The following is a 21,952-nucleotide window of genomic DNA, read 5'->3' on the forward strand; positions in this document are numbered from 1 at the left end:
ATAATATTCTAAATTGATAGTAATATATGTTGACAGCAATATAAACTGACGCTAAATTATTTATATACACTAATAATAAAAATAATAAATGGTGATTAAAGTGACACTTCAGGAAGCAATTAAAAAGGTAAACAACGCGCTTTCCATTGAACCAAAAAAAGAAAATTTCTCAGTTTCTTACAACTGTCCTAAATTGAAACCTGGCTCAAATATAGTTGATGTGAGAGCTATCGTTACAGAGTACAGTTATGATGGGAAAATAATATCCAAATCGAAATCTCAGTCAATCATCAAAGTCGATCTGCGAAAAGTAACTAAGATACCAAGTGAGGTTGAACTCGAATCAGAGTGCTCAACTCAGTATTTTATAGATAATGTAGACATCATGAACCTGCAGCAGCGTGAATACCAGAAAATCAAAAAATATTGCAGGGCAGCTATAGAAGTGAACAAAGCAGATAGAGCAGCAAAGCTCCGAGGTCGCGCTACGATTTTTGGCGATACGGAGATTCACCAGTGTGCATTATCTATACACGAGTTGTGTGAGTGGATTGAAGCTATAGAACATACAGATGAATTACGAGCAGACGAAGCTCAAGATATTCAGCAAGCTACTGTGAGACTAGAATCGATTCTCGAAAAACTTGGCTACGAAAAAAAATCATTCAATACTGAGATGTACGAAAATGACAAAATAGCTCAAAAACTAGATAAAAAATACGATGTGCACGCTAGAAGCGCTAGAGCAGGAGCAGGAAAAACCAAAGCTCAGAAAGAAAATGAAATAGCAGAGCATAGAGCACCAAGAATGATGAATTGTGATGAATTACTACTAGTTCCACTCTCTGAATCAGCAACAACAAATACAGTTTCACATACAAGACAAGCTTTCGAAGCAGCAAAAGGAAGACCAGTAAAACCAGGCAAGAAGAAAGACTAACTAATACAACTAACTCGCCCCTTCGCCGAAGGCGGCACCTTAAAAATCAGTCGGTGCTTACACCGACTCTTCTCTTCAGCTCTGTCGGTTAAACCGTCGTTGACATCAAGCTCCACTACAACTATCGTCTTCTGAAGGATATCACCGATATTTTTCGTTAAGGAACTCCTAATGAAGATTCTACATCTTTCTGATTTACATCTAGAATTTGGCTCAATGGATGTTCCTAAAACTAATGCTGACATTGTGGTTTTGAGTGGGGATATTCATGCTGGATCTAGGGGGATTGATTGGGCTTCTCAGTTCGACATGCCCGTGATCTACATACTGGGAAATCACGAGTTTTACGGTTTCACTCAATTTGATGATTTAATTCAAGAGTGTCGCGACAAAGCTAGCCAATATCCAAATGTGCATTTTCTTGAAAATGAAAGTGTTGTGTTTGGTGATGTCCGATTTCATGGAGCTACATTCTGGACAGATTTCAATCTGGGAAACAACGCTACTCTTTCAATGCATTACGCGCGAAATGCAATCAATGACTACCGAAAAATCACTTATAAAGATCAGTATTTCACCCCCGAAATTGCTGCGGCACTACATGCCGAATCTAGGCTCTGGCTCTATAACTCAGTGAAGGCATCTGCTGAAAAAAAGAATATAATCGTTACTCATTATCTTCCGACTGCTAAAGCTATACAGCCCAAATTTAAAGGCTCACCTCTAAACCCTGCTTTTGCCTCTGATTGTAATGAGTTTTCTGAACTAGCAGAGAAAATCTCAATTTGGCTTTATGGTCATAATCATGACAGCAACGATTTCATAAGCTGCGGTATCAGATACTCTACGAATCAGAGAGGATATTGTGGAATTGAATTAGTCGAGGGCTTTGATCCGAACAAAGTGATCGATATCAATGATCATTATTAATTACCATCGGGATCAACACTGTTCTGGAACAAATCGCCTTCTCTAACGGAACTGTCAGTCGTTCTGCCTTTCAATATACCTTCTGCCGCACCTCGCTTTGCCACTTCAATCACCACCTTCTTTTTCGTATCGAAACTCAAGGTCACATGCTGCCTAAAACCAAAGCCAGGCGGCAGCTCATAGCCAAATTCTTGCAACTTAACCCGAACCTCGTCTGCTCCTCATCTTTTCAAGAACTAATTTAATTCTATCTATTATCACTTATATTCTTTTTTGAAGTTAGAACAGCATTAACAACATAATCCGCTTGTTGAACATCGATAATATAGCCTTTCTAACCCACTCGTTCTACGCAGCATTACCAGTTTCAGCAGCAAACGCTAGGACACAACAACCACTAACAGTTCGTATCTACTGACCGTTGATCAACACTTGTATGATTGCAAACTATCATCTGAGAAAAACTGCCGAACCTGTAACAATAGGACGATCGTTGGTAAACAAACCATAGGTCAGCATTCGAAGGTGATTAAAAACAGTATTAACTAACCTTTCCAGGCCAACAACGTCGTCTTATGAGTCACCAAATCATGATTTGAAGAATTATTCACAGCCTATTTTTATTGATTAAATAAACTACCACGGCTACTAGAACACAAATTACTTATAAAAAATAATATATTAAACAATGGCATAGAGAAAATTACTTATGAAGATATTTTTTTGATTGTCTATTTATAAAAAGATTCTATGATAATCAGTATAAACCTAGATATGTTCATTTCATAAATCGCATATCCAAATAAGCAATAAAAATTCTAGTAGGTTAGCTCGCTATTGCGGGCTTAGTGAACTGTGTTTTTATCATAAATTTGGAGAGCGAAATGAACAGACTGAACCCGTATATTTATAAACCTCCTTGAGTCTCAGGCTATACGCTACCGTCTGGTGGTGCATTTACTCTTTTCAATTTTAATGAGTCTTAGCCATATCTAGGAGTTTAAGTATGGACAAATCAAATCCCGATGTTCTTAAGTTACATGTAGATTATCTAGACGACCACTACCCTTTTGATAGCTCTTTTTGCATGGAAGCAAATACTCTAAAACCGTCTTTACCAGAAAAAAGTATCAAGATCGTTATAGAATCCTTGCAAGCGATTAGACGTAATCCAAAGATAACCGAAGAGCAGTTCGAGCAAGAGACTAAATTATCAGTCAACAAAATTGATAACGTGTTACTTGGATTTCACTTCTTCAAGTCACTTGTTCTTGGAGAGGATATCTATTTCGATGTAATGGTAGAAACCAATCTTTTGCCAGGTTATCACAACGTTTATCTGCTAGATGCTTATCGTTAAAAAAACCTGTTTTGTTTGCAGGCACGGTTCTCACGGTGCCTGTTAGTTGCTCATTCAATTTCTTGGTGTTCGGACATGATAAAATTCAATATAGACGAAGCTCTTGAGCTTGCCTTTATTCACTACCGAAAGAACGAAAACCTAAAGTTATATATATCAGAAAAAACTCCCGTTGATTTAAACTACATTCAAGCCCCTAGGCTAATCTGTCACATGGTAGCACTAACGCTTATCAACAATTTGAGAATCGAAGATTTTGATTTTGGTAACCAAACATTCTCTTTTTTACCTGAGGATACTGAGCGCGTCGAAGAGTTGTTCGAAATTTTCAAGTCGTTGTTTGATAGCAACTCCCAGTATCTCGTCATTCTATACGAAGACCAGAATGGGCATCCTCAATATCGATTTGAGTTAAATACCGCTCGCAAGCTTGAAATTATTGAAGAGTGTAAGAAAAAGTTTGAGCAATTAGATCTACTCCAAGTTGCTAATGGTGTGATCATTGATGCTTTAAGTATTAGAATATTCGGAGGACACGTTGAGCTAATAGACCGACTCAGCCCACAGATAGTTCCTCAAGTCTAACTTTCATGAGGAGGAGCATTTGGCCTCCTCATTTCAATTGTCTATGATTCGAACTAATACTGGATTATTCCAAATTCCAATAAACATTTTTCATCCATTATTGACTAAGTTGTTATCGGCCAGGGTGCCTGCCCGATACATCCTTTCTTCATAAGCCCCAATCTTAATGTTTTCCCCGCATGAGTCATCAGCCCCTCTCCTAAAGCGATTACAGCCATAAAACGTCTCTCGATTAGGATCATTCTCACAGCGTGCAACCATCGTACCGATGCCACAACGTAAGCACCCTATCTCGATTTCACCACAACCTCGACAACGTCTAAACCCTTCTGCATGAGTTTCTAAGGGAGAGTTGCAATGCTTGCAACTATTGACCAACGTATCACAGGCTGGTGAGTGTGAGCATTTATACAAAGTTTTATTGTATCTGGTAGTTAACGGACGAAGTTCACCTGTCTTACACTGACTACAGTTCCACTTTGCAAGTTGTGGTGCCAATTTATTATCTACAAACTGCAAGCCAAACTTTGCCATTTCAGACAAAAATGGGCTGCTCTTATCGCCATCGAATAATACATAAACAAAGTGCTTCGCTCGAGTCAACGCTACGTAAAATAACCGTCTTTCCTCACCATGGATAAAGCTTTCCTTGTTTGGCAAAACTAGATCGATAAGCTCGTCGTTTTCCCTCGTCGAAGGAAATACACCAGTATCAACACCGAATAGAATTACATAGTCAGCCTCTAGCCCCTTACTCGCATGGGCTGTAACAAAGCTAATATCCAAATTTGTATACGAAAACTTCTCAACATTAATGCCTTTCAACTGCGAGGTGTTCTCTTGGCGAAAACGTCCAATTATGAGAACAGAAGCGACTTCACCCTTTCTATCGGCTGTGCGATTTAACGTAGCTAAAGCACGCTGTAAAGTAATCACATATGCTTGATTTTTCCTTTCCTTCACACTGCTAATCGACTTGATATTTTCCATATCTTTCTTTACATCAACCAACCTGACAGCAGGTGCATCTAACATAGCGTGAGTGGAAATCTCTTTTTTGATTTGAGCTGGGTTTGTCATTACAAAACGACTGCTCACTTCATGAATTTTGTCATTAAAGCGAAAGGTCTTGTCCAAAGGAACGGCTGTGGCAGGGTTAAACACGGCGGAAAATTCAGTAAATAACGCTAAATCGGCACCATTGAAACGGTAAATGGATTGCCAGTCATCACCTACAGCGAATAAACGAATGTTTGGCTTTGAAGCCAATAGCGCTTTAAGTAACTTATAACGACCACCAGAGATATCTTGATACTCATCAACCAAAACATGAGTATACGAATGATGAAAACGACCTTTTTCTATAATATCAGTCGCTTCAGAGATCATGTCACTAAAATCAATACATTCTGTATTAGCTAAGTGCTCCTGATACACCGTTAGAATTGGCTCAAAAATCCGCAAGAAGGCTTCCGTTCTCTCAATATCATAGCCTCCACCGCGATATTCATCTCGCACTGTGTTTGAATCAAACTGCCCTTCTTTATACAAGCCTAAGAAACGTTGTAGTAGGTCGATAAAACCTTGCCATTGACTTTCGTTTTGTTCCTTAAGCTGCTTGAACAATGCATCGACTTCTACAGGTTGGGTGAGCACTTCATACTCGTTTAATGCAGCTTCTAAAGATGATTGCAATTGACCTTTTTGGAGTTGATATGTGTACAGTTCAAGCATACGAGTGCCTTTCGACTCATGTAGCTCGCGTTTCCACTCTAAGCTTGCTAAGTACTCATCTCTATCGATATAGGGCGCTGTATTGTTATTCTCATCTAACCCAAGGTATTCAATGTAGAGATCGACATCAGGCAGATAGAAATCAGGTTGATATTGGCGTCGATCGACGCTTCTGGTGTTAAATTTGTAATCGGCTTCGTACTCGTACTTGATGCCACTCAATGCCAAATAGTTAGCAACCCTCAGCTCCCCTACACTTTTTACCCATTCATTGTTCAACGTAATCAAACGGCAACTTGTCAGAAATTCGTTGTATTCCTCAATAGAATCAAAATCTAGATCGGATTTCCCTGGTGTGCTCAGGCTTGAAAAATAATTGACCAAAGCTGATTTAAATAGAGGGTCTTGCTCAGCCAAATCACTGAGCGTCTCGTCAATAAACTTCGTGAACTGATGTGGTTGTTCCGTAAAAGATGTAATTGAACGTTTAAATCCGTGATGCCTTGCTAAGATGTCATTACCTAGAGCGTGAAATGTACTTGCCTTTAGGTGATCAGCATTAGCTGGAATACGATCTTTTATACGTTCGTTCATCTCAGCCGCTGCTTTGTTACCAAATGCCAGCATTAGTATGTTCTCAGCCTTAGCTATGTTCGCTTGAATGAGATAGCCAGCTTTACCCACTAACGTTGCCGTTTTACCCGTACCAGCGCCTGCAATAACAAGGTTGTGATCATCATTAGTTACACAAGCAATTCTTTGCTTGTCTGTTAATGGGTTTTTCTCTACCTCATCAAAGAAGCGTTTGTATTTGGAGACTAATAGTGGTGTCACTTGTTCATTGTGCAGATTTCGCCCTAGTTCACTTACGCTTTCCGAAGAAAGTGATTTAGCCTCTTCATAGACACTTCTGTGCAAAGGACTCGTGAATTGATCTGGCGATATACCCAAATTCTGCAACTTACACACGAGCTGATAAGCCGAGGCTATAGGCCTCCATTCATAAGATGACAAATAACAATTTCTGGCGTGAAGCTTTGCTAAGGAATCTTGATATGCTAGCCATCGATCACTACTCGCAATGAGAAGCAACAAAGAATCAATCGTCTTTTGAGTAAAATCCATTAGATCTGATTGACGATAACCTTTCAAAACGACAACACCGTTATCTTCAGTTTCAATCACTAAACGATGAAAGAACAAACCCTTTTCAATGGATATATTTACTAACGAATCTAGCAGAATCTCTAAACTTTTAGGGGAATATTCTAGTCTAATGTTGGTTGGTGATAGAACGATAGACTGGTTCTTTTTCCATAGTTTATTCCACAAGTTTACCGCTGGATGTGTACTTAAATGCATCAGACTACTTCAATAATTGGATTTTAAATTCTGCATCGCCACTAGTAATCCAGAATACATGTATGGTTATTATTCTAACCAATAGCAGTGAACAAATCAGTAACAGTTAAGCATAAAGTAACCAGGCCCAACAATTGAAGTCCAACCCAAAATGGTTCATACTATGCCCAAATTAAAAATAGTATGGATTTCATGGATAATCTCAACTACGCACAAAAACAAAGGCTTGCTTACATCGACTTTAAATTGATGTTTGTCGGCCACTTTACGCGTTCAGAAGTTGTAGAACATTTTAAGATGGGACTATCGAATGCCACTCGCGATATCAATCTCTACAAAGAGATGGCAGGCCATAACCTTACCTACGACAACGCTGAGAAAAGATACTTTCAAACAAAAGCATTTGTCCCTCTATTTAATCACAACACAAATGAAACGCTTGGCAAGCTAGCCAATCAACTTTCAGGTGAAGACAGTGTTATTAACGGCTTAGGCATTCCATTTGAAGCCCCAAGCCAACTTAACGCGCCTAACACCAGTATCGTAGCTGTCCTTACTCAAGCAGCGCTGAACAACAAAGCGGTAAAGATAAGTTACGTGTCGCTATCTAGCGGCGAGAAAAAACGAACTGTCGTTCCCCACTCTATTGTTGATAACGGATTACATTGGCACATTCGCGCTTATGATTGCCAAACGAATGAGTTCCGCGACTTCGTTATCTCCCGCATTATCAAAGCTGAACTATCGGATAACGCCGTACTCGAAACTCAAACCATGCTCGCAGATAAACAGTGGATGAGATTTGTACCTTTAGAACTCGTACCTCACCCGAATAACGTAGATTACCCAAAAGCAATTGAACTTGATTACTCAATGAAGAATGGACGACTCTCCATTGAAGTTCGCGCTGCATTAACGGGTTACCTATTACGACGTTGGAATGTCGATTGCTCAGAGAACGCAACGCAAACGACACCTGAACACCAACTATGGCTTGCTAATAGACCAACCTTGTATGGTGTCGACAACTTACATCTTGCATCGGGTTACTCTGAATCTACAAGTACAGTTAAAACTGAAAGCATCAATTAGGACGTAAACATGGCAGAACATAAAAAATACCTTGGCGACCTGATCGGTGGCAGTCTAATGATCACAGAAGCTCAGCTTATCGCAGAGTTACTGCTTTCAGATCCAAGCAAAGAACAATGGGATGATGCCATTGTTGATCAAAACATTCTTCAAAAGCGCTCTCCTGCATCGGCTAAACGTAATGCCGCGACGATAAAAAAGCGCATTGCCAACTTGGGAAATAAATTCCTATCAACTTTGGTTAACGCCAACCACGAAGAAGCGGCACAGTTAATGATGGCTGCAACACTGATTAACTCCCCACTACTTGCTGACTTCATGCGTACTGTTGTGATGGATGCAAAACGCATGTATCGCGAAAATATCGATATGAAAGATTGGGAATACTTCTGGGAAGATAAGTGCCGTATTTATCCTGACTTTGTTGATATGTCGGAATCTTCAACCTACAAAATTGCCCAAGTCGCATTCAAAGTCATGACAGACGGTGGCTTCTTAGAAAGTACAAAAACCAAAGTACTCACCAACATTTACATTACGCCAGATGTACGTCAGCTATTAGTCGATATGAATAGAGACGACATCATCCAAGCTATGGAGATTTACTAATGCTCCAGTTACAACAACGCTTAGACAGCATCCAATCACGCCTAGAAAGTGATGAGTTTCTTCAGAATAAGGAGCTTGGCGGTGAGATCGGCTTCTACATCTTCGACTATAAGCCAGAGCATGAGCTGGCAGTTCGCGAGCATATTGAACTGTTGGATAAGAAGCTGTCAAACAGAGGCTACACCTTTGCCAGCATCAACTTGTTCGAAATGATCATTAAGCTACTGGAATCACGCCGACTACTCGATAAGTCATTCAAAATGCAATTTGCGAAAGGCGATGAAGCACTCTTTAAAGCGTTAAAAGGGCCACTAGAGCAAAATCGCGTTGCAGAATTCATAGTGAAAGAAGCCAACATAGATAATTGTGACTTTATCATGCTTCATGGCATGGGAAGTGTTTGGCCTATTGTCCGAGGTCACGGACTACTCAATGCGTTGCACGCTAAAGTAGGCCAAGTTCCAACTGTAATGTTCTACCCAGGTGAATATGATGGCGCGGCGCTTAAACCATTTGGCCGTATCGAATCAAACAACTATTACCGAGCCTTTAAACTGGCATAACGTTTCTTTGAGTCCACTTAAAAGACGTAGTCGCACTAAACATAATCGGAAGAAGTACTCTGTTATCAAATAAGTACTCTCTGAAACAAAAAGTTAGCTAGGAAATCAAATGCAGTTACAGCAGCTATTTAACAAAGATATCTCGCGCCCAATCAATGGTGTTGTTAAAGCCGATCAGGTAGGGAATGAAACCGTCTTCGTCGAACTCGACGAGTATGTCATCACCGCAGAACTTAAAGGTCATATTGAGCAGTTCTTCAAATACTACATGCCCTCAGTAGACGACCCTAAAAGAGCCTCTGCAACAGGTAAGTCTGGTATTTGGGTATCGGGTTTCTTTGGCTCTGGTAAATCTCACTTTATCAAAATCATGTCATACCTACTGAAAAACGTAGAAACCACACATGATGGCGTTACAAAGCGAGCGATTGATTTCTTCGAAGACAAACTGGCAGAAGATCAAATGCTGTTAGGCGATATGCGTCGTGCGATTCAAAAAGAAAACAACGTTATCCTATTCAACATCGATAGCCGCGCAGACACCGACGACAAAGAAGACGCAATCTTAAAAGTATTCCTAAAAGTCTTTAACGAAAAGATGGGCTACTCTGGCGATCATGCGCACATTGCAGACCTTGAGCGTGACTTAGATGCACGTGGCAAGCTTCAAGAATTCCACCAAGCTTTTGAAGAACTATCTGGTTCATCTTGGCTTGAAGAACGTGATTCTTATGACTTCTACCGTGATGACCTTGCCCAAGCCTTCGCTAAAGTAACAGGTCAATCTGAAGAAGCAGGCCGCCAAGCGATAGAGCGCTTAGAAAACAACTTTAGCCTAGATATTCAAAACTTCTGTAAATGGGTTAAACAATACCTAGACGGCAGCCCTGAACGCCGCATTAGCTTCTTTGTGGATGAAATTGGTCAGTACATTGGTCAAAACACACAAATGATGCTCAAGCTTCAAACCATCACGGAAAGCCTAGGCACAATCTGTGAAGGCCGTGCATGGGTAGTCGTAACATCACAAGAAGACATCGATGCTGTACTAGGTAAAATGCAAGAAGGTTCACGTAAGAACGACTTCTCTCGTATCCAACAACGCTTTGATCGTATCTCGCTATCTAGCTCAAACGTAAATGAAGTTATCGAAAAGCGTCTATTGGATAAAACAGCGCCTGCACAAACTGCCCTAGCCGCTTTATACAATGAAAAAGGCGACATCATTCGCAGTCAGTTAAGCTTTGAACAAACGAACAAAGCCGAATTCTCAAACTTCTCAGGAACAGACAACTTCGTATCAAGCTATCCATTTGCACCTTACCAATACAACCTTATCCAAAAGGTGTTTTCTGGTATTTCTCAAGCAGGCGCAGCAGGTACGCACCTAGCCAAAGGTGAACGTTCACTTATTGAAGCATTCCAAACGGCTACCAATCAATTTGTTACTGATGACATTGGTCGTTTGATCCCGCTATACAGCTTCTACCCTTCTATTAAGAAGTTCCTTGATACAGCAGTCGTGCGTGACATTAACCAAGCATCAGAAAAAAGTTCTATTTCTGAGTTCTCGGTGCAAGTTCTTCAAACCCTATTTATGATTCGTTACGTAGAAGAGATGAAGTCGACTATCGATAATATCGTGACGCTGTGTATCTCTGAAGTAGACCAAGACAAACGCCAGCTTCGTATCGACATCACTGATAGCTTAGATGCGTTAGAAAACAACCTCTTGATTGCTCGTGAGGGTGATGAATATAAGTTTCTAACTAACGAAGAAAAAGAAATCGAGAAAGAGATTCAAAACACCGACATCGAAACATCAGATGAAACGGCTGAACTCAGTAAGATCCTATTTGAAGAGATCTTACGCAGCAGTAAAACGTACCGTTACCCAGAGAACAAACAAGATTTCCCTGTATCACGTTACTGTAACGGTCAACCTTTTGAAAAAGGTTCGATTGATAACGATCTACACCTAAAAGTTATCTCACCAATTGATGCCAGCTACGATGACATGAGCGATGCTGTGTGCGGTAACGAATCTTCAGACTCAATCTTGATAAAACTACAAGACAAGTCTCGTTTGTTCGGTGAGTTACGTACCTATATTCGAACTGCGAAATACACCAAGCGTAATGCAGGTCGTGATGCCGATATGGAACTGCTCATTCGTGCGAAAGCGGCGGAAAATAGCGCTCGACGTAAGCTCATTGTCACTGAGTTAGAAGAAGTCATTAAGCAATCCGACTTCTATCTGCTAGGTCACAATTACAATACCAAAGGTGCAACCGCAACTGCAATTATCGACAATGCTTACCGCCAAGTGATTGAAGATACCTTCAATAAACTTAAGTTTGTTAAACCTTATAACGGTGACATTCGCCAACAAATTCAACAGACCTTGATTGTTGATGACCTAAGCCAGCTAAACATCGACTTATCAGACGTAGAAGCAAACCCTCGTGCTCTTTTCGAGCTAGAGCAACATATCTCTATCAGTGATGAGTATGGCCGCCCTCTTACCGCTGGTGACATGGTGAAGAAGTTTTCACGTAGCCCGTTTGGTTGGAACGATAACGAAATCATCCTGATGATTGCTCGCTTAGCGGTAGCAAACAAAATCACACTGCAAGCAAACCAACAAGACGTGCCTTTACGCAGTGCCTTTGACCACCTAGACAAAAATGCTAAGCGTGCCAATTTACGTATTCGTCGTATTCAGCAGCAGTCAGAAGCAAACCTAAAAAAAGCAGCCAAGCTGTACAAATCTGTATTCCACAAAAATGCACCAGCGAATGAGAAAGACCTTCATGAGCAGGCTCTTCAGCTTCTTAAGGGCATGCTAGCTAAGCTAAAGGATTTCAAAGCGAAATCGACTACAGGCAAGTTCCCTGGGGAAAATGAAATTGAAGATGGCATTATCTCGATTTCTTCACTTGTTGAGCAACAAGGAAGCTATAAATTCATCGACGAGTTCTTACGCCAAGGTTCTGGTTTAGAAGAATTTGAAGAAGACTATGAAGAGCTAGAAGTCTTCTATGAAAAACAATTCTCAACATGGCAAAGCCTAGCAAATGCCTTGAGTATTGAGTTTGCGAAAAACCGTCATCTACTCAAAACCTCTGAGGTTGCCAATGCTGCATTAGAAAAGCTGGAAGCAATTTATAACGATGTGCGTCCTTATGGCAAAATTTTCCAAGTGCAGGGCCTAATCGAAACCGTAAGAGGCATAAATGATGAAATGCTGGTAGCTCGCCGCAAAGAAGTAACAAGCAAACTAGAAGCAGCAATTGATCACGTTCAACAACACGTGAGCCAAGCAAAAGCGACAGACACTATCAGTAATGATGCGCTTCGCCCGTTGCAACTATCTCGTAAACGCTTAGAACACCTAACCAGCATTGCTGAAATCAATGAAGAGCTTAGAAATTCTGAAAGCTTAGTAGAACAAGCTGAAGAGATCATCAATGCCTTTATTGACCAGCAAATTAAAGCGGCTGAACGCCAGACTGCTCTTGAAGAAGAGCGTCGTAAAAAAGAGGCTCAAAGCCCGCAGCCAGACTCAATAAAAGGCTCAAGTGCTCAAGGGAATGGTGCATTAGGTTTAGAACCTACAGGTTCAACTCCTTATGGTGAGAGTGCAACAAAAGAACCATTAAAAGTTGCGGAGCCTGTGGTAGCAAAACCGAAAGCTAAAAAGGTTGTGACCATCAAAGCAGGTGCAGTCTTCCAAGAGCTAGGTGATACCACTTATCTTGAAACGGAAGAAGAACTGGAAAACTACTTAACTGCATTGAAAACCCAACTTTCCGAGTTGATAGCTTCGAACCACAAAGTTCGAATTAAGTAACTAGATACTCCCTCATTGCTAGTGTGGCTTAGCATAAAGCAATGAGGGAGGCTTATTGATATCAAGTATTAATAGCTGATGGTGATTATGTTGTCGCAATTCAATATCAAACCGAGTTTCATAAAAGAACTAATTGAAACCAATAACTATGACCTGATTAAACATAACTTTGTTTTTTTTAGTGAGTTTCACAATAGTTCCGAGTTCAGTAAACTACTGAATCTTTTAGATAGACATGATTACTTTCCGTTCTTCAACGAGCTTAATGAATTTTCCTTTGACAGCTCTTTGAGTACAGATGAGCTGAACATCTGGGTCGAAGTATTTAAAAAAAATGCTCATACGATCCTGATTGATGAGTTTTCTAGATTTATCCTGGGGAGTAAGAATGCCCTTGTTTTCAAAGCAATGCTTGAGTTCCACTTCAAGCTACAAAATGTAATTGAATTGATATTAACCGTCCCTGAAGACCAATCAGGTCACACGTCTCTGCTCAATACCTTTCGAGATGTACAAGAGAAAAAACATCGGTTAACTCAAGAAATGGCTGGTCTAGAAATTGGTAGTGATGAATATATCCAAAGCCATGAGTCTTTACTTGCAGTAGAAAACGAATTACTGCAAATAGCAAAGGAAGTGAAAAGTACTAAAGAAAGATCCAACTTAGCTACAGAAAAGGAAAACTTAATCGAGTTGCTACAGCCTTTAATAAAGTTGGGGCTACCTTATGATGTTGCATCGAATAACGAACTCACTTCGATCAACAAACTCTACTCTTCAAACAGTAGGATACTTGAATGTATTAGTAGCCAATACCTCTCACTAAAAGATGATAACGCTGATTCCATAAGGAATCTTATCACCCCTTGTACACTATCTCAGCTTCAAGACAGCCAAGGTCAAAGTTGCGATTTTGACTTATTTAGATTTGTTTTTTTACCGATGCTCTCTGAGCTGCCGTCTCTATTAACAGCTATCGAACTCGCTCAGATTCACCTAAACGATCTGTTGATAGCGCTAGACCCTGAAAACACTGATATCAAAAAATATAAGACTTTACCCGAAAAACATAAACACATTAAGAACTTCAGATTATACAGCCAAGATGGGATCGTAATTTTATCAACTCGAAAAGGAGGTAAAATTTTAGAGTTCCCATCTATGGAAGAGGCTGAAGACTGGCGAAAATACTTTCTGTTGCAAAATAACGGCGTAAAAGTAACTAAGGCACCTCCTGCACCTAAGAAGCCAAAGCTCACAACAGTAAGCCGAGCTTATTCAACATCCGTGCTAGGTAAAAGAACATTAGTCGTCGGTAACGCAAACGCGTCAACAATTTGCAAGACCTGTAATGGCACAGGACTGTGGGGGAATTGTAGAAATTGTGGCGGTAAAGGATTTTTGTAAAAAGCGCCTCTGGTGTGTTAGCGAGTATATGATTCAAGAATCCACGCTTCCAACCAGAGTCCACTAGCAAAATTGTATTGTTAATTAAGATTCCACGCTCTATGAGCGTGGAAATCCAACCGAATTAGATGAGAATTCAATGAACACCAATAAACTAAAAGCCTATGCACCAAAAGCACGTGTCGCTTTCATGGAAGCAGTAAAAAATAGAGCGGCAAAGCTAGGGATTTTTGAAGACCATATTAGCGACATCACGATTGATGGTGACAGCGCTATTATCGAGAAAGAAATTTACACGCGTAAACAAGGGCAACAACGCAACCAGCTAGTTAAACGTATTGAAGCGTTAGGCACGCACGATGGTAAATTCGATCACACAAATGGCTTTAATCAGTTTATCAACGAAACGGCATTTACATGGTTTAACCGCCTAACTGCTATCCGCTATATGGAAGTTAACGAATACCTAGACCACGGTTTTCGTGTATTGAGTAAAGCCGAAGGCGCACAGTTTGGTGAAGGTTTTGAGATTTTAAACTCAGCCGCTGACGTATCTGATGAGCTTGGTTTGAACAAAGACCAGATCATTGACATGGTGCTTGATGGCAACAAAGAAGAAGAGCTTTATCGCACTCTCCTATTAGGTCAATGCCACCAGCTAAGCGAAGCCATGTCATTCATGTTTGAAAAACTGGATGATGCTACTGAGTTACTACTACCAGATAACCTCACCAAAACTGATTCAATCCTAAAGGATTTAGTTAACGATATCCCTGAAGATAATTGGCAAGAGATTGAAGTTATCGGTTGGCTATATCAGTTCTACATCTCTGAACACAAAGATGCGGTTATTGGTAAAGTCGTTAAGCGTGAAGATATTCCTGCTGCGACTCAACTATTTACCCCTAACTGGATTGTTAAGTACCTAGTTCAGAACTCACTTGGTCGTCAATGGTTAGCTACCTACCCTAACTCTGAACTAAAAGAAAAGATGGAGTATTACATCACCCCTGCTGAACAAAGTGATGATGTTATCGAGCAGCTAAAAGCTATTACGCCAACCAGCTTTGACCCAGAAGAGATCAAAGTGCTCGACCCTGCTTGTGGTTCTGGTCACATTTTAGTTGAAGTGTATGAAGTGCTGCGTGAAATTTACCTTGAACGTGGCTACCGCCTACGTGAGATCCCAGAGCTAATTCTTACCAAAAATATCTATGGTCTAGATATCGATGATCGTGCCGCACAGATGGCTGCGTTTGCTGTATTAATGAAAGCACGTGAGGACGATAAACGTATATTTTCGCGTGAGATCAAAATGAATATCCACTCAATTCAATCCACTGAAAACCTCAATATTAACCAACTATGGGTTGACCTGAATCTTGATGGAAACAAGCAAGCAGGTTCAATGAATGATCTGTTTGACGAGCCACAATTAGAACTCGCCGAGCCATCCACAGAAGGCAAAACTTTTCTTAAAATACTTCGCTACCTAAAAGAGCAGTTTACTGACGCTAAAAACTTAGGTTCATTAATTGAAGTTGATAGTGACCAGCTCAAAACTCTTGCCCAGCTAAAAGAAAAACTAACAGATAAAATTCAAAGCAACGAATCAACTTCAAAACTAACCGCGCAGGTTTTATTACCTATTGTTGAACAATCAATTATATTAGCGATTAAGTACGATGTAGCTGTAGCAAATCCGCCATATATGGGTTCAAAAGGAATGAATACCACCTTGAAAGTTTTTGCAAAAGATAATTATCAAAATTCTAGATTTGATCTCTTTTCTATGTTTATAGAACGCAGTTTCAAATGGTTACGCCCACATGGTTACAACTCAATGGTAACCATGCAATCATGGATGTTTCTTTCAAGCTTCGAGAAAATGCGCGAAGACTTATTAAAGCACTCGACCATAGAAACCATGATTCATATGGGCAACGGGGTTATGAAAATAGCCTTTGGAACTAATGCTACTATTTTCAAAAATCACCACATAGAGAGATATAATACTTCATTTTCTTATTGTGAAAACAAAGACATTGGTAAAAATGGCAAACCAATTCAATTTCCGATTATCAATGAACGGTTAAAATCTGCTAGTTCTGATGACTTCAAAAAACTACCAGGCACTCCTATTTCCTATTGGTTTTCTCAGAATATACACCAAATATTTAATGATAATAAAATTCTAAAAGATTTATATCATCCTAGACAAGGAAATACGACAACTAACAATGATTTGTTTGTGCGAACTTGGTGGGAACTTGATACACAAAAAATTGGTTTCACGCATTCATCATCAGAACAATTACTCCATAATAAAACTAAATGGGTTCCATACAACAAGGGAGGGGGCAGTAGAAAATGGTTTGGTTTAAACGAATCAGTTGTGAACTGGGAAAATAATGGCGCTGAAATTAAGTCAATAAAACACTCCGTTGTAGCTAATGAGTCTATGTATTTCACTCCAGGTATAACTTGGTCAACAGTATCTTCAAGTAAAAAACCTGGTTTTAGGCGTTATAACGATGGTTTTGTTTTCGACAATAAAGGTGCCAGCATATCTATTTCGGACGACAGTGAATCAAGTTATATCCTTGCTATACTAAATTCCGTAGTAGTATCTGATATTGTTGGTGACCTTGCCCCTTCCATTTCTCTACAACCAGGTGATATCGCAAAAACACCAATAAATGAAAAAATAAGCATTGAGAAAAAAAATCAGATTATTAATCGAACGAAAAAATTAGTAAAGCTGTACAAAGATGATTGGGATAGTAATGAAACATCATGGGATTTTGAAAAATTAACAAATTTTTCAATGACTAATCTCAATCTTAAACATGCCTTTAAACTTCATATGGATAACAACTCCGATATTATAGATAAAGTCATCGAACTAGAGCAGTCTAACAATAATGACATTGCAAAATTATATGGCATTGAACATGATGTAAACACTGAGGTGACAAAATCTGATGTCACACTAAATATAAATCCATCTTATAAATATAAAAATAGCTGTGACTCAGAGACTACATTACATAAACTAACTTGCGAATCTAGTATTATTATCATCAGCTATGTCATTGGTTGTATTATGGGTCGCTACTCGCTAGATCGCGAAGGCTTAGTCTATGCACACTCTGGTAATAACGGCTTCAAAGAGCTTGTCACAGAAGGCGCATACAACACCTTCCCCGCAGATGACGACGGCATTGTGCCTCTAGTAGACGAAGATTGGGTGTTTGAAGACGACGCCACTACACGCTTCCGCGAATTTGTGAAGACGGTATGGGGTGAAGAGCACCTACAAGAAAACTTAGACTTCGTTGCAGAGAGCTTATGCCTAGATGCAATCAAAGCTAAGAAAGGTGAAAGTTCGATAGATACTATCCGTCGTTACTTCTCTATGCAGTTCTACAAAGACCATTTAAAGACTTACAAGAAGCGCCCTATTTACTGGTTGTTTAGCTCAGGTAAAGCAAAAGCATTCGAGTGTTTGGTTTACCTACACCGCTACAACGAAGGTACGCTGTCACGAATGCGCACAGAGTATGTCACACCGCTAATGGGTAAGCTTGAGAGCCGCAAGAACATCCTTGAAGACTCGAAAGCAACAGCGTCTGGTGCAGAACTACGCGCAATCGACAAAGAGCTGAAAACGATTGAGAAGAAGCAAGCTGAACTGGTCACGTTCGATGAAGAGCTAAAACACTTAGCCGAAATGAAGATAAGCCTAGATCTCGATGACGGTGTTAAGGTTAACTACGGCAAGTTCGGCAACCTACTCGCTGACGTAAAAGCGATCCACGGTAAGAAACCTGAAGTAATCAAGTAACTACATTATGAGTTAATCCACATCGTTCTCGATGTGGATTCCTCTACAGCTATTTTGAGCTAGTTAATAAACACCAACACACTCATAACCTATGCACCAAGAGAACTTTAAGCTTAAGGCTTCTAACTTCCAATTTAAAATGGCACATAAATGAATGACATCGAACTAGCGTACCAAATTGACACTTCAGTAGGTGAGCAATACCAACACGCTTTCGAAGCCCGAAGCTTGTATAAGGGTTCAGAGGTACATTTCATCAGAAAAGCTCTCGAAGCATTCGTGTTTAACGCTCTCGATGAATATCAGCTCCCTATTTGCTCTAATCTGCATGACAATATTGAAACAATGAAGTCAAGTTCCGTATTCTCTGATGGTGTTGTTGTTTTATGTCATAGTGTTCGAAAACTGTGCAATCAACAACTGCATTTCTCTTTGGCAAATAATTGGAAGGAACAACAAACAACAGATGACGCCTTTGATAAATTTGGGCAATTACTCTGCACTTACTATATTGCTATTGGTGGACGCCTCAATGAGTATGAGAAACGTAAACTCGATGATTGTGATTTAACAAATGCAATTGAAAAAATATATGTCGAAGAAGATTTAACTAGCCCTCAGATTGCTAGCGTAGCCTACTATTGGTATGAGAAACACAAAGGCGAGCGTAACCCAGTCACTGGTCAAGTGGATTCAATGGGAAACCCTTTTTTCTTGGAATCTGCTGCCGCTTTAATGAAACAACACCTCAAGACAAGTAATGACTCTTTACTCCGACTATATTTGAGCCTTTTGAGCGAACCTGCGCTCATTGATAACCACTTTGAAGAATTGTATTTCATTGCTGAATCAAAAGTTGAGGAGGGAGATTTAGAGTACCTTAATGATCTAAACTCCGTTTCATTATTCACCCAAAAGAACGTTCAAAAAACGGCTGATTATTATCGGCAAGCCTATGAAAGTAGTAAAGAACAGTTGTCTAATATTCAACTGGTCGCTATATACACCTATTTTAGTGGTTTAGTTCACCTCTTCGAAGACGTAAAGGTAGATACTGATTTAGCTAAAGAAGCACTCCTAGCTGCTGTGAACAAAAATTCTAGCCAGGCTCTACGATTTTACGCCACGGATCTATTTAAAGGGTCTTTGTTCGAACAAGATTTCAATAAGTCATACGAGATCTTAAAACAACTTGAAAAACAAGAACCTGATTGGGCGGCTGAAACAAGGTCTATATTACAAAAACAGTTTCAATTAGGACATATTTCCGACAATTCAGGTGTAGCAACTACTCCAGTACGCTCAGTTAAATCTGTAGGTCGCAATGATGCTTGCCCTTGTGGTTCGGGAAAGAAATTTAAAAAATGTTGTGCATAAAACATATAAATTAACTCAGTTGGTGTAACCATGAAGGCAACAGAAAGTAAGTTATTCAAGTTTTTACAAAAATCGGCTCAATTCATCATCCCGATATATCAGCGCCAATATAGTTGGACTCAAGAGCAATGTGAGCAACTATGGAAAGATATCGTTCGTGCAGGCACGACTGATCTTGAAGCTCATTTCATAGGTTCGGTAGTCTACGTAGAACGAGGCCTATACAGTCATAGTGATGTTCCTCAACTGTTGGTCATAGATGGTCAACAAAGACTGACTTCCACAACCCTACTAATCGCTGCATTAGTTTCAGAACTAAATGATCGTACTACTGATGACACCCCCGTCATTGAGGGTACGAATGCTAAAAAACTCAAGAAGTACTACCTTTGTAATGACGCTGAAGATGGCGATCTCTATTACAAGCTTCTATTAACAAAAGCGGATGATAAAGAGCTAAGAACAATCATCGACGGTGAAGCAAAGCACGATGATGATGCAACTTCTCGCGTGATTCAAAACTATCAGTTTTTCAAAAATAAGCTGAGTAACCTCAGCAACGATCAAATATCTGAAATCTATCTAGGTCTTCAAAAACTTCTCATCGTAGATATTGCTTTAGACCGTGAAAGAGACAATCCTCAGCTTATCTTCGAAAGCCTCAACTCAACAGGTCTAGACTTGAGTCAAGCGGATCTTATCCGTAACTTCGTACTTATGGGGCTTGAGCCAAAACAGCAAAACACTCTATATGAAAAATACTGGTTCCCGATGGAAAGCGACTTTGGGAACGGTGAGTATAGTTGGTTGTTTAATCAGTTCATGCGTGACTACTTAACACTTAAAACTAATAAACCACCAAGAATCAACGATGTATATGAAGCGTTCAAAAAATATGTAGGTAATTCGCATCTCGACATAGAAGACGTTGTGGCAGATGTACGTAAGCATGCTCAGTTCTATATTGCCTTTTCCCTTGAAAAGGAAAAAGAGCAAAAGTTACTTGAAGCATTTCAAGACTTAAACGCATATAAAGTGGACGTATCTTATCCATTGATACTAGAGCTGTATCATGATTACGATAGTCAAATTTTAACGCTCGATGAGTTCATTGAGTGTGTACGTCTCATTGAAAGCTATGTGTTCCGACGCTATGTATGCGACATTCCCACTAATTCACTGAACAAAACATTTGCTAGCTTCGCTCGTTCTATTCGAAAATCAAGCTATCTGGAGAGCTTTAAAGCTGAGCTTATCTGCTTGACCTCTTATCGCCGTTTCCCATCAGATTTAGAATTAAATCGATGTCTACAGCATAAAGATATGTACAACGTTCGCAGTAGAGCCTATTGGTTACGTCGTCTAGAAAACTACGATAAGAAAGAACGTATCAGCGTTGAAAATTATACGATTGAACACGTATTGCCTCAAAACAAAAACCTCTCAGCTAAATGGCAGCAAGCATTGGGTGACGAATGGAAGTCAGTACAAGAAGAGTACGTTCATACCATTGGCAACCTCACATTAACAGGCTACAACTCTGAGTTGAGTGACCGATTCTTTACCGAAAAACGAGATATGGAAGGCGGTTTCGCAAACAGCCCATTAGCCTTAAATCAAAGCTTAAGAAACCATGAAACTTGGAACAAGGAATCCATTCAAGTTCGCTCTAAGCTGCTCGCAGATAAAATGCAGACAGTATGGCGATACCCAAATTTAGACGAGGAAGTACTCAAACAGTATCAAACTCAGCCTGCGGAAAAATCTGCTTATACAATAGCAGATCACCCGTACATTGCTGTAGGCTCCTCAAAGGAACTGTTCCAAGCCTTTCGTCAAAAAGTGATGTCGCTGGATGATAATGTAAGGCAAGAGTTTTTAAAGCTTTATGTCGCTTTCAAACTGGATACCAACTTTGTCGATGTTGTCCCTCAAGCTTCTGGCCTAAGGCTGTCACTCAACTGTAAGTTCACCGAGATTCATGATCCTAAGAATCTATGTAGAGATGTGACTAATCTTGGCCGTTGGGGTAATGGCGATGTTGAGATCAAAATCAGTGAATTTTCAGATATCCCCTACGCTATCCAACTAATCCAGCAAGTTGTTGATATGCAGGTTGAAGGTTAATATTCATTGAGTTAGAGCAAGCACAGCCTTAAAGCTGTGCCTTGTTTTACTGATACAAACAGAGAATTACTATTATGCGTCGGACTTTTTCGCTTATCGGCTGGGTAGCATCTTTAGGGCTATCTTCCACTGCACTCGCTAGTGTTCAGCCCCCTGTTTGCCAAGC

The 21,952-nt window shown here is 40.0% G+C and carries 14 protein-coding genes; 12 read left to right on the plus strand and 2 right to left on the minus strand.

Going from position 1 to position 21,952, the window contains the following annotated elements:
* Positions 1 to 100 precede the first annotated feature (100 nt).
* Positions 101 to 940, plus strand: a complete 840-nt coding sequence (locus AB4180_RS16940; RefSeq protein WP_102249047.1) for a hypothetical protein — start codon at positions 101 to 103, stop codon at positions 938 to 940.
* A 171-nt stretch (positions 941 to 1,111) separates the two neighbouring features.
* Complete coding sequence (locus AB4180_RS16945; RefSeq protein ID WP_102249048.1) at positions 1,112 to 1,870, plus strand: metallophosphoesterase; 759 nt, start codon at positions 1,112 to 1,114, stop codon at positions 1,868 to 1,870.
* Here AB4180_RS16945 and AB4180_RS16950 read toward each other — a convergent pair.
* Positions 1,867 to 2,067 carry a hypothetical protein gene (locus AB4180_RS16950; protein WP_102249049.1) on the minus strand — a complete coding sequence of 67 codons (201 nt, stop codon included), beginning with the start codon at positions 2,065 to 2,067 and terminating at the stop codon, positions 1,867 to 1,869. The two genes, AB4180_RS16945 and AB4180_RS16950, sit on opposite strands and share 4 nt — an antisense overlap.
* Positions 2,068 to 2,876: 809 nt before the next feature.
* Here AB4180_RS16950 and AB4180_RS16955 point away from each other — a divergent pair.
* Both AB4180_RS16955 and AB4180_RS16960 read left to right on the plus strand, forming a co-directional pair.
* Complete coding sequence (locus tag AB4180_RS16955) at positions 2,877 to 3,230, plus strand: hypothetical protein (RefSeq protein WP_102250450.1); 354 nt, start codon at positions 2,877 to 2,879, stop codon at positions 3,228 to 3,230.
* A 75-nt stretch (positions 3,231 to 3,305) separates the two neighbouring features.
* Positions 3,306 to 3,815, plus strand: a complete 510-nt coding sequence (locus tag AB4180_RS16960) for a hypothetical protein (RefSeq protein WP_102250449.1) — start codon at positions 3,306 to 3,308, stop codon at positions 3,813 to 3,815.
* Between the two features lie 90 nt (positions 3,816 to 3,905).
* Here the strand turns inward: AB4180_RS16960 and AB4180_RS16965 are convergent, their stop codons facing one another.
* The gene (locus AB4180_RS16965) at positions 3,906 to 6,734 is read right to left on the minus strand and encodes a UvrD-helicase domain-containing protein (RefSeq protein ID WP_198592278.1); all 2,829 of its coding nucleotides are present in this window, start codon (positions 6,732 to 6,734) and stop codon (positions 3,906 to 3,908) included.
* A gap of 369 nt (positions 6,735 to 7,103) precedes the next feature.
* Here AB4180_RS16965 and AB4180_RS16970 point away from each other — a divergent pair, with 369 nt between their 5' ends.
* The 8 genes from AB4180_RS16970 to AB4180_RS17005 all read left to right on the plus strand — a co-directional run bounded on the left by AB4180_RS16970 (position 7,104) and on the right by AB4180_RS17005 (position 21,786).
* Positions 7,104 to 8,003 (plus strand): WYL domain-containing protein, encoded by a 900-nt coding sequence (locus AB4180_RS16970; RefSeq protein WP_102250447.1) that lies wholly within the window; start codon positions 7,104 to 7,106, stop codon positions 8,001 to 8,003.
* A 9-nt stretch (positions 8,004 to 8,012) separates the two neighbouring features.
* Positions 8,013 to 8,612 carry a DUF1819 family protein gene (locus tag AB4180_RS16975; RefSeq protein ID WP_102250446.1) on the plus strand — a complete coding sequence of 200 codons (600 nt, stop codon included), beginning with the start codon at positions 8,013 to 8,015 and terminating at the stop codon, positions 8,610 to 8,612.
* Positions 8,612 to 9,175 carry a DUF1788 domain-containing protein gene (locus AB4180_RS16980; RefSeq protein ID WP_102250445.1) on the plus strand — a complete coding sequence of 188 codons (564 nt, stop codon included), beginning with the start codon at positions 8,612 to 8,614 and terminating at the stop codon, positions 9,173 to 9,175. Before AB4180_RS16975 ends, AB4180_RS16980 begins: the two co-directional genes overlap by 1 nt.
* Positions 9,176 to 9,284: 109 nt before the next feature.
* Entirely contained in the window at positions 9,285 to 13,028 is a 3,744-nt protein-coding gene (gene brxC, locus AB4180_RS16985; RefSeq protein ID WP_102250444.1) for a BREX system P-loop protein BrxC, read from the plus strand.
* Positions 13,029 to 13,115: 87 nt separating this feature from the next.
* Positions 13,116 to 14,435: a hypothetical protein gene (locus AB4180_RS16990; RefSeq protein ID WP_133151494.1), complete on the plus strand. Its 1,320-nt coding sequence runs from the start codon at positions 13,116 to 13,118 to the stop codon at positions 14,433 to 14,435.
* Positions 14,436 to 14,574: 139 nt separating this feature from the next.
* Positions 14,575 to 18,282, plus strand: a complete 3,708-nt coding sequence (gene pglX / locus AB4180_RS16995; RefSeq protein WP_102250442.1) for a BREX-1 system adenine-specific DNA-methyltransferase PglX — start codon at positions 14,575 to 14,577, stop codon at positions 18,280 to 18,282.
* Positions 18,283 to 18,432: 150 nt separating this feature from the next.
* Complete coding sequence (locus tag AB4180_RS17000) at positions 18,433 to 19,659, plus strand: YecA family protein (protein WP_241909291.1); 1,227 nt, start codon at positions 18,433 to 18,435, stop codon at positions 19,657 to 19,659.
* Between the two features lie 30 nt (positions 19,660 to 19,689).
* Positions 19,690 to 21,786, plus strand: coding sequence for a DUF262 and DUF1524 domain-containing protein (locus tag AB4180_RS17005; protein ID WP_102250441.1), 2,097 nt, complete (start codon positions 19,690 to 19,692; stop codon positions 21,784 to 21,786).
* Positions 21,787 to 21,952 lie beyond the last annotated feature (166 nt).

This window comes from Vibrio sp. 10N.286.49.C3 (assembly GCF_041469545.1).
Classification (GTDB): Bacteria; Pseudomonadota; Gammaproteobacteria; order Enterobacterales; family Vibrionaceae; genus Vibrio; species Vibrio tasmaniensis_A.